The sequence below is a fragment of the Limimaricola sp. G21655-S1 genome (genome assembly GCF_027213785.1).
GTDB lineage: Bacteria > Pseudomonadota > Alphaproteobacteria > Rhodobacterales > Rhodobacteraceae > Limimaricola.
Genome location: NZ_JAPWGO010000016.1, coordinates 1 through 14,853, shown reverse-complemented (window position 1 = coordinate 14,853; position 14,853 = coordinate 1). Strand labels below are relative to the sequence as shown.

Below are 14,853 nucleotides of genomic sequence, written 5' to 3'. Positions count from 1 at the left end.
GATGGAACTACTGATCGCGTCGGCCGTCGGCGTCCTGACCGCCGCCGGCATCTACCTGGTGCTGCGCCTGCGAACCTTCCCCGTCATCATCGGCACGTCGCTGCTGAGCTATGCCGTCAACGTCTTTCTCTTCGCTTCGGGGCGGCTGGCGATGGATGCGCCACCGGTTCTGCGGGACGGTGCCGAGCGCTATACCGATCCGCTGCCGCAGGCGCTGGTCCTGACCGCCATCGTTATCTCCTTCGGGATGACCGCCGTGGTGGTGATGATCGCGCTGGGCAGCTGGCTCTCGTCCGATGACGACCGGGTCGAACGGCCCGCGCTCACCGAGGACGACACCAACGCACCCTCTGTGACCGAAGGAGGTGCACGATGAGCCACTGGATCATCACCCCCATCGTGCTGCCGGCGCTGCTGGCGGCGATCCTCGTGCTGATGGTGCGCGAACACCTCGTGGTGCAGCGTGCGCTTTCAATGGCGGGAACCCTGGCGATCACCGCCATTGCCATCGGCATGTTCTGGCAGGCCTCCGATGGCACGATCACGCTCTACCAGCTCGGCAACTGGCCCGCGCCATTCGGCATCGTGCTGGTGGCGGACCGGCTTTCGACGCTGATGGTGCTGCTGACCGCGCTGCTCGCGCCCCTGGTGCTGCTCTACGCCATGGGCTCGGGCTGGGACGGGCGGGGGCGGCATTTCCACCCGCTGTTCCAGTTTCAGCTGATGGGCATCCTCGGTGCCTTCCTCACCGGCGACGCCTTCAACCTCTTCGTTTTCTTCGAGGTTCTGCTCATCGCCTCCTATGGTCTGATGATCCATGCGGGCGGCAAGGACCGGCTGCGCGCGGGCACGCAATACGTGCTCTACAACCTCCTCGGCTCCACGCTCTTCCTCTTTGCCCTGGGCACGATCTACGCCCAGACCGGCACGCTCAACATGGCCGATCTGGCGGGCCGCGTGGCCGAGCTCGACGCCGGGGCTTCGGCCGGCATTCGCGTCGCGGCGGTGCTGCTGCTGATGGTCTTCGCGATCAAGGCCGCTGTGCTGCCGCTGCATTTCTGGCTGCCCGACAGCTATGCCTATGCCCCTGCCCCCGTGGCCGCGCTCTTCGCGATCATGACCAAGGTCGGCGCCTACGGCATCATCCGCGTCTACACGCTGGTGTTCCCGCTCGATCTCGAGATCACCCAAGGTCTCTTCGACGTCTGGCTGATGCCGGCGGCGCTGCTGACGCTCGCGCTCGGCATGATCGGCGTGCTGGGCGCGCGCCGCATCGACCGGCTGGTGGCGTTTTCGGTGATCGGCTCGATGGGGCTCTTGCTCAGCGCCGTGTCGGTCTTCACCCCCGACGGCATCGCCGCCGCGCTCTACTATGCGATCCACTCGACCTTCGCGACGGCGGCCCTGTTCCTGCTCGTCGACCAGATCCGCGACCGGCGCGGCGCAGCCGGACCGCTGCTGGTGCATGCCCAGCCGATCGAAGGCGGCGCGCTGCTGGCGGGCATGTTCTTCGTGGCGGCGATCGCCATGACCGGCCTGCCGCCGCTCTCGGGTTTTCTCGGCAAGCTGCTGATCCTCGACGCCGCGGGCTCCAGCCCGCTGGTCTGGTGGGTCTGGACGGTGGTGCTCACGGGCTCGCTCGTCGCGGTGGTGGGCTTTTCACGCGCGGGCTCGCTCGTCTTCTGGAAGGCACATCAGGAGGGCCCGGACATCGAGCCGATCGATTGCGAAACCGCACCTGAGGTCGAGGACGATACAGCGCAGCCCGGCTCGACCCGTGGACCGCTGGTGCCGCGCCCGGTTCTGCCGATGATCGCGATCGGCGGGCTGATCGCGATGCTGGTGGCGCTTACCGTCTTTGCCGGGCCGGTCAACCGGACCCTGTCCGCGACGGCGGCGCAGCTCTTCTCGCCCGAACCCTATATCGAGCTGGTGCTGACCACGCCCGGCAAGCAGATCAAGGATGATCCGCATGCGGGCGAGGACGACCACGGAGGCGAAGCCGCCGCTGACGCCGGGGAGGATCACTGATGTCGATGCGTCTGACCCGAAAGCTGTTACCGCACCCGCTGCTCTCGGCGCTGCTGGTGCTGGTGTGGTGCCTGCTGATCAACGATCTCAGCCTCGGCACCGTCGTCTTCGGCGCGCTGCTCGGGATCGTGATCCCGATGGCGACCCGCGCCTTCTGGCCGGACCGCCCCAAGATCGGCAGGCCGGGACGCCTCGTCTCCTACCTCCTCATGGTGATCTGGGACATCTTGGTCGCCAACGTGCAGGTGGCGATGATCGTGCTGTTCAAGCGCAACGAGGACATGGCGCCCAACTGGGTGGTGATCCCGCTCGAAATCCGCACCCCCGAAGCGATCGCGATGCTGGCGGGAACGATCACCCTGACCCCCGGCACCGTCAGCGCCGATCTCTCGGCGGACGGGCACGCGCTGCTGGTCCATGCGCTCGACGCGCCCGACCCGGAGGCGGTGCGCGACGACATCAAGACCCGCTACGAGCGCCGGTTGAAGGAGATTTTCGAATGATCGACACCGCCCTCTTCATCGCCATCGGCGCGCTCGGGCTGGCGCAGATCCTCGCCATGATCCGGCTGGTGATCGGCCCGCATACCGGCGACCGCATCCTCGCGCTCGACACGATGGTGATCAACGCCATCGGCCTGATCATACTGCTCGGGCTTTATCTGGGCACCCAGATCTACTTCGAGAGCGCGCTGATCTTCGCCATGCTGGGCTTCGTCTCCACCGTGGCGCTGGCGCGCTTCGTGCTGCGCGGGGACATCATCGAATGACCGGGGGGATGATGCTGCTAGAGATCCTCGTGGCCGCGCTGCTGATCATCGGCGCCGCCTTCACGCTGATCGGCTCCTACGGGCTCCTGAAGCTCGATCAGCCGATGAAGCGGCTGCACGCCCCGACCAAGGCCTCGACTCTGGGGGTGGGTTCGCTGCTGCTGGCTTCAATGATCCATGCCTTTGCCTCGGGCGACGCCTCGCTGCACGAGCTCCTAGTGATGGCCTTCCTCTTCGTCACCGCGCCGATCTCTGGAAATTTCATCGCCAAGGTCCATCTGCATCGGCAGCGCGGCGGCAAGGAGCTTCCTCCGCCGCCCGAGGAAAAGAACTGGGCGACCTACGCCGAGCAATAGCGCCCGGCGTCGACCGGGCTCGAGGAGCCACGCCGTGACCATGAGCCCTGCCCCTCGCCATGCCGGCCCGATCCTGCATCTGCGGGGCCACGACTCCGACGGCCTGCGCCTTGCTGCGATCCTCATTCGACCCGAGGGCGAGGCTTGCGGAACACTGCGGGCCGGCGCCACCGAGCACCAGCCGCACCGCATCGCCACGCTGGAGGGGCTCGCGGTCTGGCGTTTCGACTTCAGGCTCGACAACACCGATCGCGGCTACCGCTTCGAAGATCGCGACTACCCTGTCGAAACCGATCTCTCGGGCGATCTGAGGTTCGCCTTCCTCTCCTGCAACGGCGAGGAGAATGGCGACATGGATCGCGATCCGGCCGAGCGCGACGCGATGTGGGAAAGGATGCGCGCCGAGCACGAGGTCCAGCCCTTCGCGGCGCTGCTGCAGGGTGGCGACCAGATCTATGCCGACGAGGTGACGCAGGGCCATCCGCTCAGCGATGGCTGGCCCGAGGATCTGCCCGAGGGGACGAGTGCGGCCGATCTCGAAGGGCTGGCGGGGCATCTGCGCCGGGGCTTCGTCGCGCGCTACATGCGCGGCTTCGCCGGGCCCGCCTTCGGTGCCCTCGCCGCACGGGTTCCGACGCTGGCGATCTGGGACGATCACGACATCTGCGACGGCTGGGGATCTCTTCCCAGTGAGGCCACCGACAGCGCCGTGGGCCAGACGCTGTTCCGGGTGGCGCGCGAGATGTACCTGCTGTTCCAGCACGGCGCGGTCGAGGCCGACATTCCGGAGATCTTCACCGATCCGACCGGCGCCCAGCTCGGTTGGCGCCGCAGCCTGCCGGGCGTCACGCTGATGGCCCCCGACCTGCGTTCCGAGCGCCGCCGCAGGCGGGTGATGGGCGAAGCAGGCTGGCGACTATTGGAATCACCGGTACCCGAACCCGCGCGTACCTTCATCGTCTCTTCTGTGCCGATGCTGGGGCCCCGGCTGTCGCTGGTCGAGGCGGTGATGTGGCTCTGGCCCGGCATGCAGAAATACGAGGACGATCTGCGCGACCAGTGGCAGAGTCGGGCGCATCGCGCCGATTGGCGGCGGGCGCTGCGCGCGGTGCTGAACCTGCGCGCGCGGGGCCCGGTGACGGTGCTCTCGGGTGAGATCCACCTCGCCACCCGGGCCGAGATGGCCGCCGAGCCCGGCGCCGTCCATCAACTCGTTGCCTCCGGCATCGCCCATCGCGCGCCCCCCAAGGGCTATGCGCGCGGCCTCGGCTGGCTCGGCAGCCTCGGCGAAGGGCCGCTTTCGGGTCACCCGATCCGCATCCTGCCGCTGCCGGGGATGCGACGGCGCTACGTGGCCGAGCGCAATTTCCTGACGCTGGAACGGCGCGGCGGCGCATGGAGCGCGGTCTGGCATCTTGAGGAGAGCGGCAAGACCCCGCCGCTGCCGATCTAGCCCGCAGGCAGTTCGACACGCGCCTCGAGCCCCCCCTCCGGGCGGTTCGACAGGCGGATCTCGCCACCATGGGCGCGGATGATGGTGCGGGTGATCGACAGGCCGAGCCCGGCCCCGCCGGTGTCGAGACTGCGACTGTCCTCGCCCCGTACGAATGGCTCGAACATGCCCTCGAGGCGTGCCTCGGGGATGCCCGGCCCCTCATCCACAACGCGCACCACCGCCATGCCGTCCTCCTGCATCAGCCGCACCCTTGCCGAGCCGCCATAGCGGATCGCATTGTCGACCAAGTTGCCGAAGGCCCGCGACAGCGCCACGGGGCGGCCGCTCACCGGCGGAGCCCCACCGCCCTCGAACCGTGCACCGCGCTCCTCACAAAGGCGTGGCAGCAGCACTGCCAGATCGATCCTGCCACTGGGTTCGGCCTCATGGCCGCTCTTGGCGAAGGTCACGAGCCCCTCGGCCATCACCGCCATCTCGTCGAGGGTGCGGATCATCGGCTCCCCCTCCTCCTCGTCGAGCATCTCGGCACGAATACGCAGGCTGGTGATCGGCGTGCGCAGATCGTGCCCTACAGCGGCGAGGGTACGGGTCCGCTCGGCTTCGAACCGGGCGATCCGCCCCTGCATGTCGTTGAAGGCCGCTGCGGCCGCCCGCATCTCGCGGGCACCGGTCTCAGGCACCCGCACGCCGCGATCGCCGCGACCCGCGGCATGCGCCGCCTCGGCCAAAGCGGCCAGCGGACGGGTAAGCTGGCGCACGAACCACAGCCCCACCGCAAGCACGGTAAGCAGCGACAGGCCGAGCACCAGCATGAAGACTTCGCCCCGGACCCCGTCGGGTGGCCGCAGCCCCGCCGCCGTGACGTTGAGCCAAACCGGACCCTCCGCCTGCAGAGCGATCGACACGGCGATGGTTCCGCCGCGCGGTGCGGCATGGCCAGCGGAACTACGCCCGGAAGCGGCGCGCTCCGAAATCGCGACGCGCACCTCGCGCTCCTCGAGCGCCGCGCCGATCCGCGCCTCAAGTGCCCCGGCCCGACCACTGCGCGCTGGCGCCGCGACGGCCGGCACCGGCTCGACCGAAATTCGCGCGAGCCGGGTCGAGGCCTGGCGTGCCAGTTGCTGTCGCGCCCGCGGCGGCAGGGCCTCCATCGCCGGCACCAGCGCCACGATCCGCTCCAGCTCCCGCGCGGCCCCCGCCTCGCGGTCGAGCCGGTCGCGCTCGAAGGCCAGAAGCCCCAGTGCCACGAGATTGGCCGTCACCAGTGCCGCCGCGAGCAGCAGGGCAAAGCGCGCGGCCAGCCCCGCGGGCAACAGCCTCTTGATCACGGGGCCACCTCGACATCTGCGGCCAGCAGGTAACCGCCGCCCCATTCGGTGACGATCAGGCGCGGCTGCTTTGGGTCGTCCTCGATCTTGCGCCGCAACCGGCTGATCTGGTTGTCGATCGCGCGATCATAGGCCTTGGCCTCGCGCCCCGCCATCAGGTCGAGCAGCCGCGCCCGATCGAGCACCGTGCGCGGCGAGTCCAGAAACAGCGCCAGCAGCCGGCTTTCGCCCGAGGTCAGCTCGGCCGCGCGCCCATCCTCGTGCCGCAGCGACTTGGTCGCCGGATCATGGGTCCAGCCCGCGAAGCTGCGGCGCGTGGTGTCGAGCGTCGGTGCCGCCGGCGGCGCCCGGCGCAACACGGCGCGGATGCGCGCCAGCAATTCACGCGGGTTGAAGGGCTTGGTCACGTAATCATCGGCGCCGAGCTCCAGCCCGACGATGCGGTCCGTCTCGTCGGCCATCGCGGTGAGCAGGATCACCGGCGGCCCACCCCGCGCCACCAGCCAGCGGCACAGGCTCAGCCCGTCCTCGCCCGGCATCATCACGTCGAGCACGACGAGACCGATCCGCGCCGTCTCGACGATACCGCGCGCATCGGCGGCGCTGGCAGCGAGGCGGACGCGGTAGCCCTGCTTCTTGAGATACTGGCCCAGCGGCTCACGGATATCGCGCGCGTCGTCGACGACGAGGATCTGCTCTGCGGTCTCGGTCATGGGCGGGTCTCCTGCGGACTGGCGGCTTCCCTTCTAGGGCGCGCGTGCCCCTTAAGGCCAGCACCTGCCCCTTGCGAGAACGTGAAGTTTTGTCGCCGGATGTAACACGCGCCACCGCCAAGCCGCTTGCCTCCCTCGCGCGGTCTGGCTACATCGGGCCCTGGGGCCGGCATAGCTCAGCTGGTAGAGCGTCTGATTTGTAATCAGGGGGTCGGGGGTTCGAGTCCCTCTGCCGGCACCACAAGATCCTCCAACATACTGTTTCGCCTCGGCTTTCGATCGGATCAAGCCAAGGCGTAGCACATGTCGGAGTACATTTCCGCACCTCACACTTTCACCAAAGACGGCATCTTCCGCTTCCGTAGGCACGTGCCGGTGGAGCTAAGGCGTCACTATTCCTCACCAAAGATCTCGTATTCGCTGCGTACGAAGGTCAGCCCGAGTAGCGGCAGCCAGAGCCGTGCGACCTGCGAACCAGGTAGACGAATTCTGATAGCACCTGCGTTGTCGGGACGTAGATCTGCCGGGCAAGCACATGCTGCGGATGGGTGTTGCCGGTCCGGAACTGCAGCCATCGGGGGGCAGCAACGTCAACGCCGACTGCATGAGCCTCTCCGAGGATGTAGTGACGTCTCTTCGCCTCAAGGGCGATGGGAAGGGCATCAGCTTCCTTCAGGCGGCAGAACGGGCCGGTGGCTACGTCATCGATGCGCGCGGCAACAAGACTTGGTAGCGGTCGACAAGGCGGCATGCTGAATACGTTTGTGCGGACGGCTCACATCGTCCTCGAATTGGCGCCCGCACCGGGGCGGATCATACGTTTGGGCTAGCCGCCCTAAGGTGGTCGCGGATACCGATGCTGTCGATCCTTTGCCGGGTACTGGGCACGGCTCCGTTCCGATTGAGGATTTCCATGATCTTTTCTCAGAACCTCAATAGCGTCCGGCGCCGGAACTGTCGGTAAGCGCTCGATCATTTTCGGAATACTTCGAACCGAACGCACTAGAAGGCCCATCCGGCGATTCATATTTTTCCATTGAAAACTCACCAATGATCAGGTGGCTTTCGTAAACTGATGGCGCGAAAAACGAAGACAAAAAAGCCAAAAATGCAACGTCTTTTTGTCTGACGTTACGTCTCATGCCTAGCCGATCCCCGCCGCAGGGCCCCTTAGAACTTAGTCATTAGACCGTGCGGATAGTTTCTCCCGATGTGAACTAAGGCAAAATGATTATGAGCCCCTCCTAGCGCGTTGATTCATCTAATTCGTTCGCATCATGATCCACCTTTTGCCTTAGGGACTTTGCTGGATTGATGCGACCGGCACTATCAAATCATTATCCTCATGGATGCGTGGAGTGCTCTGCGTGATCGCCGGCTTTTGAGAGTATTATGGCTTTCCGTTCGTCGTGTTTCGGCAAAGCCTTTTTAGGAGAGTTGTTATGGCGAACTACATCAAATCCGATCTCGATTTCATTCTGGCGCAGATCAAGATCGCAGAGGCACATACCGAAGCCATGAAATCCGGCGCCGATCCCCGGACGAGTCTTCTCCAACTGATCGGCAACGCGCCCAATCTGAGCTTCGGCTTGCGCACCGTCGATGGCAGCCTGAACAACCTCGTCGCGGGGCAGACCGACTTCGGCCAAGCCGATCAGGCCTTTCCGCGTCTGACCACGCCCTACTACCTCGACGAGCAAGATGGCGACATGATGTCGTTCGGGCCGGGCGGCACGATCACCAACAACGATTACGGGACGAACGGGGATGTCGCCGACGCCGATCCCCGGACCATCTCCAACCTGATCGTCACCCAGGACGTCTCCAACCCCGCTGCGATTCGCGCGGCGCTGAAGGCCGCAGGCGTCGAGGGCACCGCCCAGACGGCGGCCACGAACGCGATCAGTGCCGCCTACAAGGCCACGCTGAACGCCAATGGCGCGAATGCCGAGGTCGAGGCCGCCACGGCGGTCGTCTCCGGGGCCAGCGCCGATGCCTCGGCTGCCGTTGCCGCCCTGAACGCGGCCACGGCGCTGCAGCTGAGCTACACGGCGGGTGTGACCATGGCCACCGGGGTTCCCTCGGCCATCTCCGCCGCCCAGACTGCGGCCGGGAACCTGATCACCGCCCTCAACGACATGCCCGGCGAACCGGTTCCGGTCCCGCCATTCACCCTCACCGAGCCGGTGCAAGCGGATTACGTCGTCACGGCCGATTTCAATACGGCATATGCCCAGTGGGTCGATGCTGCGCCCACCGACCCCGAGCCCCTTGCCACCGATTTCCCGGGTGTCGCGGCGTTCGAGACGGCACATGCCTTGTGGGTCGAGGCGCAAGTGGCCCATGCCGCTAACGAGCCCGATCCTGCCGATTTCCCGGATTCCACGGCGTACGATACGGCACTTGCCGAGTGGGACGCCGATGCGCCCATCGAGCCCCTTGCCACCGATTTCCCGGATGTCGCGGCGTTCGAGACGGCATATGCCCAGTGGGTCGACGCGCAAGAGGCCCATGCCGCCGCCGAGCCCCTTCCCGCCGATTTCCCGGATGTCCCGGCGTTCGAGACGGCACATGACCAGTGGGCCACCGCGCAAGCCGCCCATGCCGCCGCCGAAACGCAGTACCAGGCCGATCTGGTCGCCTTCAACGACGCCACGACCGCCGCGACCAACGCCTTTGACGCGGCCATGGCTGCGGCCAGCAGTGCCGTCACGGCGGCCGGCGCCGTCGTGACCGCGCTTGGCGACAACCCCACAGATGGCGCTCAGGCCCTCGAGGCCCTGGCAAACGACCTCCGGACAGCGATCGAAGGGATCGAAGAAGGCGGTTTCCTTCCGGCCGATGCGGCGACAATCACGTCTGCCCTTGACGCCTTCAGCGGCGCGCCCGCTCTCGCGCAGTCGAACATCGGTGAACTCACGACGCTCAGGAACGATGCCGATGTAGACCGGGCCACGGCCCAGGTGGCGGCGGATAATGCCACAGCCGCGCTCGACGCGGCCAATGACGACCTCGCAATCGCGCAGGCCGCCGCCAACACGGCAGGTACGCCCGAGGAAACCGCGGCGGCCCTACAGGGTCTGCTCGACGATTTCGGCCTTCAGACCGATGAGAATGGGGGGCTGGTCATCGAGAACCGGGCGCCCGACGAAGGCCTCTCGGCACCCTTCAACTCATGGATGACGCTGTTCGGCCAGTTCTTCGACCACGGGCTCGATCTCGTGACCAAGGGAGGCAACGGCACCATCTACATGCCGCTGCAGCCCGACGATCCCCTCTATGTCGAGGGCAGCAATACCAATTTCATGGCACTGACCCGCGCGTCGATCGACCCCGAGAACCAGACGACGCCGCATGTCGACCAGAACCAGACCTACTCTTCGCACCCCTCGCATCAGGTGTTCCTGCGTGAGTGGATTCTCGACGCGAACAACAAGCCGGTCGAAACGGGCAAGCTCATCACCGGCAGCAATGGCGGCATGGCCACCTGGGCCGACGTCAAGGCACAGGCCCGCGACATTCTCGGCATCGAGCTCGACGATGCCGACGTGCTGGCGGTTCCGGCGCTGATCACCGATCTCTACGGCAACGCCGAGATGGGGCCGAACGGCTTCCCGCAGGTGGTGATGGCCGATGGCACGATCATGGAGGGCAACCCTAACGCCCGGGTGGACGCGACGTTCGCGGCGAAAACCGGCCACGCCTTCCTCGTCGACATCGCCCATAACGCCGTGCCGGGCACGGTCGACCATGACCGCAACCCCGCCACGCCGGACATCCAGATCACGCCGGACGATGACGGCATACCCAACAGCGTGCTGATCGCGAACGGCTTCGGGATCAACGAGCAATACGACAACGAACTGCTGGACGCGCACTTCATGGCCGGCGACGGGCGGGTGAACGAGAATATCGGCCTGACCGCGGTGCATCACATCTTCCATTCCGAGCACAACCGTCTGGTCGATTACTCGATCAACCAGGTGATCATGCCGGCCATGGTGAACGAGAGCGGGACGCCCGAAGAGACGGCGGCCGATCTCGCCTTCCTCAACGAGTGGCTGCGGGTCAAGCTGCCGGACGGCACCGATCCTGCGACCGTCGACTTCTCCACGCTGCAATGGGATGGCGCGCGGCTGTTCCAGCTCGCCAAGTTCGGCACCGAGATGCAGTACCAGCACCTCGTCTTCGAGGACTTCGCGCGCAAGATGCAGCCGCAGATCGACGTGTTCCTGGCCCCGGTCGGCTATGACACCACGATCGACCCGTCGATCCTCGCCGAGTTCGCGCATACGGTCTACCGCTTCGGTCACTCGATGCTGACCGAGACCATCGACCGGCTCGACCCGTCCTTCAACGCGGTCGGCACCGATTGGAGCACGCAGGACGCCGAGCAGATCGGTCTGATCGAGGCCTTCCTCAACCCGATCGAGTACAACAAGGGCGGCGAGATCCATGCCGACATGGCCGCCGGCGCGGTGGTGCGCGGCATGACCCGCCAGGTGGGCAACGAGATCGACGAGTTCGTCACCGACGCGCTGCGCTCGAACCTGCTGGGCCTGCCGCTCGATCTTGCGGCGATCAACCTCGCCCGCGGCCGCGACACGGCGATACCGACGCTGAACATGGCGCGGGAGCAGTTCTACACCATGACCGGCGACACCCAGCTCAAGCCCTATGACAGCTGGTTCGACTTCACCCTCAACATCAAGAACCCGGCCTCGGTCGTGAACTTCATCGCGGCCTATGGCACCCATGCCACCTTGGACGCCGCGCAGACCCTGGCCGAGAAGCGCGATGCCGCGATGAAGCTGGTCTTCGGCGGTGAAGGCGCGCCGCTCGACCGGCAGGCCTTCCTGAACGCCACCGGCAGCTATGCCAGCGACAAGGGTGGCCTCGACAAAGTCGATTTCTGGATCGGCGGTCTCGCCGAGGCGATCGCGCCCTTCGGCGGCATGCTCGGCTCCACCTTCAACTTCATCTTCGAGACCCAGCTCGAGGCGCTTCAGGACGGCGACCGGTTCTACTACCTGGCGCGCACGGCGAGCATGAACTTCCTGGCGGAACTCGAGAACAACTCCTTCGCCAGCATGATCGTCGAGAACACCGACGCCACGCACCTGCCGATCGACGTCTTCGCGACGCCGAGCTACGTCCTGGAGGTCGACCAGACCAAGCAGTACAACCACGGGATGGGCAGCGATGACCCGTTCGAGGCGTCGCTCTTCGACCCGCAGGTGAACAAGCTGGTGATCCGCGCCAACGAGAACTCGTTGCAGTTCACCGGCGGCGACCACGTGGTGCTCGGCGGCACCGACAACGATGACACCCTGATCGCCGGCATCGGCGACGACTCGATCTGGGGCGACGGCGGCAATGACCGCATCGAAGGCGGCCATGGCAACGACAACATCGACGGCGGCGCCGGCGACGACATCATCACCGATCTCGGTGGCGACGACGTCATCAAGGGCAATGACGGTAACGACGTCATCCATGGCGGCCCGGGCGAGAACCTGATCATCGGCGGCCGAGGCTCCGACTTCATCATCACCGGCGAGGACTTCTCGGAGGTCTTCGCGGGACCGGGCAACGACTTCATCCTCGGCACCACCACCAACGAGGCGCCGATCGGCGGTGAAGGCGACGACTGGTTCGAGGGCGGCAGCCAGGACGGCGCGATGGGCGACAATTCGGATGCCTTCGGCGCCGACACCATCGCCGGCCACGACGTCTTCTTCGGCCGCGACGGCTTCAACGAGTTCGTCGCCGAGGGCGGCGACGACATCATGGTCAGCGCCGTCGGCATCACCCGCAACGAGGGCATGTCCGGCTTCGACTGGGTCAGCTACATCGGGCGCAGTTCGGTCTATGCCGACCTGAACCTGCCGGCCTTCGACGAAACGCCGATCCCGCCGGACGAGAACACGGCCCTGGATCGCTACGAAGCGGTCGAGGGCCTGTCCGGCTCGCATGGCAATGACGTGCTGATCGGTTCCGAAGAGACCGATCTCGGCGCGATCCCGCCAGCCGAGCCCGTCGAAGAGGAAGAAGGCGGCGTGGTCGAGGAGGCACCGCTCGAGCCGGCCGCCAACGGCCAGCAGGGCAGCGTCCTGACCGCGGCGGGCATCGCCCGGATCAACGGGCTGCAGGAGTTGCTCGGGACGGGCGTGACCGAGTTCCGCACCGGCAACATCATTCTGGGCGGTGGCGGCAGCGACCGGATCGAAGGCTTGGGCGGCGACGACATCATTGACGGCGACAGCTATATCAATGTCCGCATTGCCCGGGATGGCACCAACGAGAGCTGGAGCACCATGGTCGGCGACCTGCAGAAAAGGATGCTGGCGGGCGAGATCAACCCGAGCGAGCTCTACATCGTGCGCGAGATCCTCGATGGCGGCAAACCGGGCGACATCGACACCGCCGTCTATGCGGGACCGGCCGTCGACTACGCCGTCTTCACGAATGCCGCCGGCACCCTCACGGTCATGGACATGAACCCCGATGACGGCGACACGGGATCCGACCAGCTCCACAATATCGAGCGGATCGAGTTCTCCGATCTGACAAGGGTCATTCAGGGCGATCCTCCGGTGCCGGTCGACGTCGTTCTGTCAATTGCGGATGCGCCGACGCGGATCGAGACCGGCGACACCGGGTCCACCGACCTGGCCTTCGGCCTGAGCCTGGACGACACGAGCTTCAGCGGCAGTCTGCGGGTGGGCTTCGACGTCGGTGCGGTGACTGGTCAGGCCCAGATCGTCGACTTCGTCGACGGGCTCGGCACGCTGACCGTGTCGGTCGTCAATGACAACGTGCCCAACGGCACCGATACGAGGGTGGTCACCCTGACCGGGGCCATTGGAATCGGCGCGACGGTGACGCTCGGCACCGCCACCGCCAGCGGCATGGTCACCGAGGACGACGTCACTGCCATCCTTCTCTCGATCGCCGACGCGCCGATGCTGGTCGAGAACGGCGATACCGGAGCCACCACCCTGGCCTTCGGCCTGAACCTGAACGATACCGGCTTCAACGGCGATCTGCAGGTGGGCTTCGACACCGGCACGGCGACCGGTCAGACCCAAACCGTCACTTTCACGGGAGGCATCGGCACGCTGAACGTGCAGGTCCCCAATGACGACCTGGCCAACGGCACCGAGATGGTGGCGGTCACCCTGACCGGGGCCACAGGTACCGGCACGACGGTGGCGCTCGGCGCCACGACGGCCAGCGGCATGGTCACCGAAGACGACGGCACGGCCATCGTTCTCTCGATCGCCGATGCGCCGATGATGACCGAGACCGGTGATACGGGGGCCACCAACCTGGCCTTCGACCTGAGCGTGGACGACACCGCCTTCAGCGGCACTCTGCAGGTGAGCTTCAGCGTCGGCACAGCGGCCGCCCAGACTCAGGACGTCATCTTCGTCAATGGCCTCGGCACGCTGATCGTGCCGGTCGACAATGACGATGTCGACGACGGCGACGAGATGGTGGGGGTCACCCTGACCGGGGCCACCGGCACCGGCGTGGTGGCGACGCTCGGCACCGCGACCGCCAGCGGCACGGTCACCGAGGACGACGTCGTTCCCGTCATACTGTCGATCGCCAATGCGCCGACGATGGCCGAGAGCGGCGACACCGGAACCACCGATCTCGCCTTCGGCCTGAGCCTGGACGACACCAGCTTCAGCGGCGCTCTGCAGGTGAGCTTCGACACCGGCACGGCGACCAACCAAACCCAGACCGTCAACTTCACGAACGGGGTCGGCACGCTGACCATGTCGGTCGCCAATGACGACGTCGACGACGGCGACGAAATGGTGACGGTCACCCTGACCGGGGCGACCGGGACCGGTGCGGCGGTGACGCTCGGCACCGCCATGGCCACCGGCATGGTCACCGAGGACGATGTGGCGCCCCCGCCTGTCGACGTCCTTCTGTCGATCACCAACGCGCCGATGCAGGTCGAGACCGGCGACACCGGGACCACCGACCTCGCCTTCGGGCTGAGCCTGAGCGACACCGGCTTCACCGGCACCCTGACGGTGACCTACGACACCGGCACGGCGACGGGCCAGAGCCAAGACGTCAGCTTCACGAACGGGGTCGGCACGCTGACCATGTCGGTCGCCAATGACGACGTCGACGACGGCGACGAAATGGTGACGGTCACCCTGACCGGGGCGACCGG

The 14,853-nt window shown here is 66.4% G+C and carries 11 protein-coding genes, 1 tRNA gene and 1 pseudogene; 10 read left to right on the top strand and 3 right to left on the bottom strand.

The window, feature by feature from the left end:
- Position 1 precedes the first annotated feature (1 nt).
- Genes O4G76_RS14955 through O4G76_RS14930 form a run of 6 tightly spaced genes read left to right on the top strand, consistent with a single transcriptional unit; the run spans position 2 to position 4,609 of the window.
- Positions 2-376 carry a Na+/H+ antiporter subunit C gene (locus O4G76_RS14955; protein ID WP_269398072.1) on the top strand — a complete coding sequence of 125 codons (375 nt, stop codon included), beginning with the start codon at positions 2-4 and terminating at the stop codon, positions 374-376.
- Positions 373-2,031 (top strand): monovalent cation/H+ antiporter subunit D, encoded by a 1,659-nt coding sequence (locus O4G76_RS14950; RefSeq protein ID WP_269398071.1) that lies wholly within the window; start codon positions 373-375, stop codon positions 2,029-2,031. The genes O4G76_RS14955 and O4G76_RS14950 overlap by 4 nt, the downstream gene beginning before the upstream one ends.
- 5 nt (positions 2,032-2,036) lie before the next feature.
- A complete protein-coding gene (locus O4G76_RS14945) occupies positions 2,037-2,534 on the top strand; it encodes a Na+/H+ antiporter subunit E (RefSeq protein WP_269398138.1) in 498 nt (165 codons plus the stop codon).
- Positions 2,531-2,800: a K+/H+ antiporter subunit F gene (locus O4G76_RS14940; protein ID WP_085897496.1), complete on the top strand. Its 270-nt coding sequence runs from the start codon at positions 2,531-2,533 to the stop codon at positions 2,798-2,800. The genes O4G76_RS14945 and O4G76_RS14940 overlap by 4 nt, the downstream gene beginning before the upstream one ends.
- Positions 2,801-2,808: 8 nt before the next feature.
- The gene (locus O4G76_RS14935) at positions 2,809-3,156 is read left to right on the top strand and encodes a Na+/H+ antiporter subunit G (protein ID WP_269398070.1); all 348 of its coding nucleotides are present in this window, start codon (positions 2,809-2,811) and stop codon (positions 3,154-3,156) included.
- A gap of 40 nt (positions 3,157-3,196) precedes the next feature.
- On the top strand, positions 3,197-4,609 hold the full coding sequence (locus tag O4G76_RS14930; RefSeq protein ID WP_269398069.1) for an alkaline phosphatase D family protein: 1,413 nt from the start codon (positions 3,197-3,199) through the stop codon (positions 4,607-4,609).
- On the opposite strand, the gene O4G76_RS22060 is transcribed toward O4G76_RS14930, so the two are convergent.
- On the bottom strand, positions 4,606-5,940 hold the full coding sequence (locus tag O4G76_RS22060) for an ATP-binding protein (RefSeq protein ID WP_269398068.1): 1,335 nt from the start codon (positions 5,938-5,940) through the stop codon (positions 4,606-4,608). The genes O4G76_RS14930 and O4G76_RS22060 overlap by 4 nt on opposite strands.
- The gene (locus tag O4G76_RS14920) at positions 5,937-6,653 is read right to left on the bottom strand and encodes a response regulator (RefSeq protein ID WP_269398067.1); all 717 of its coding nucleotides are present in this window, start codon (positions 6,651-6,653) and stop codon (positions 5,937-5,939) included. Before O4G76_RS14920 ends, O4G76_RS22060 begins: the two co-directional genes overlap by 4 nt.
- A 165-nt stretch (positions 6,654-6,818) precedes the next feature.
- Here O4G76_RS14920 and O4G76_RS14915 point away from each other — a divergent pair.
- The 3 genes and pseudogenes from O4G76_RS14915 (at position 6,819) to O4G76_RS14910 (ending at position 7,386) form a co-directional block, all read left to right on the top strand.
- Positions 6,819-6,894, top strand: a tRNA-Thr gene (locus tag O4G76_RS14915).
- Positions 6,895-6,956: 62 nt separating this feature from the next.
- Positions 6,957-7,073 (top strand): annotated as a pseudogene (locus O4G76_RS22055) (hypothetical protein); the annotation flags it as partial.
- 115 nt (positions 7,074-7,188) lie between these two features.
- The gene (locus O4G76_RS14910) at positions 7,189-7,386 is read left to right on the top strand and encodes a hypothetical protein (protein ID WP_269398066.1); all 198 of its coding nucleotides are present in this window, start codon (positions 7,189-7,191) and stop codon (positions 7,384-7,386) included.
- Positions 7,387-7,585: 199 nt separating this feature from the next.
- Here O4G76_RS14910 and O4G76_RS14905 read toward each other — a convergent pair whose 3' ends face one another.
- Positions 7,586-7,795 (bottom strand): hypothetical protein, encoded by a 210-nt coding sequence (locus O4G76_RS14905; protein ID WP_269398065.1) that lies wholly within the window; start codon positions 7,793-7,795, stop codon positions 7,586-7,588.
- Positions 7,796-8,095: 300 nt separating this feature from the next.
- Here O4G76_RS14905 and O4G76_RS14900 point away from each other — a divergent pair.
- Positions 8,096-14,853 (top strand): peroxidase family protein (locus O4G76_RS14900; protein WP_269398064.1); only part of this gene is annotated, 6,758 nt, incomplete at its 3' end.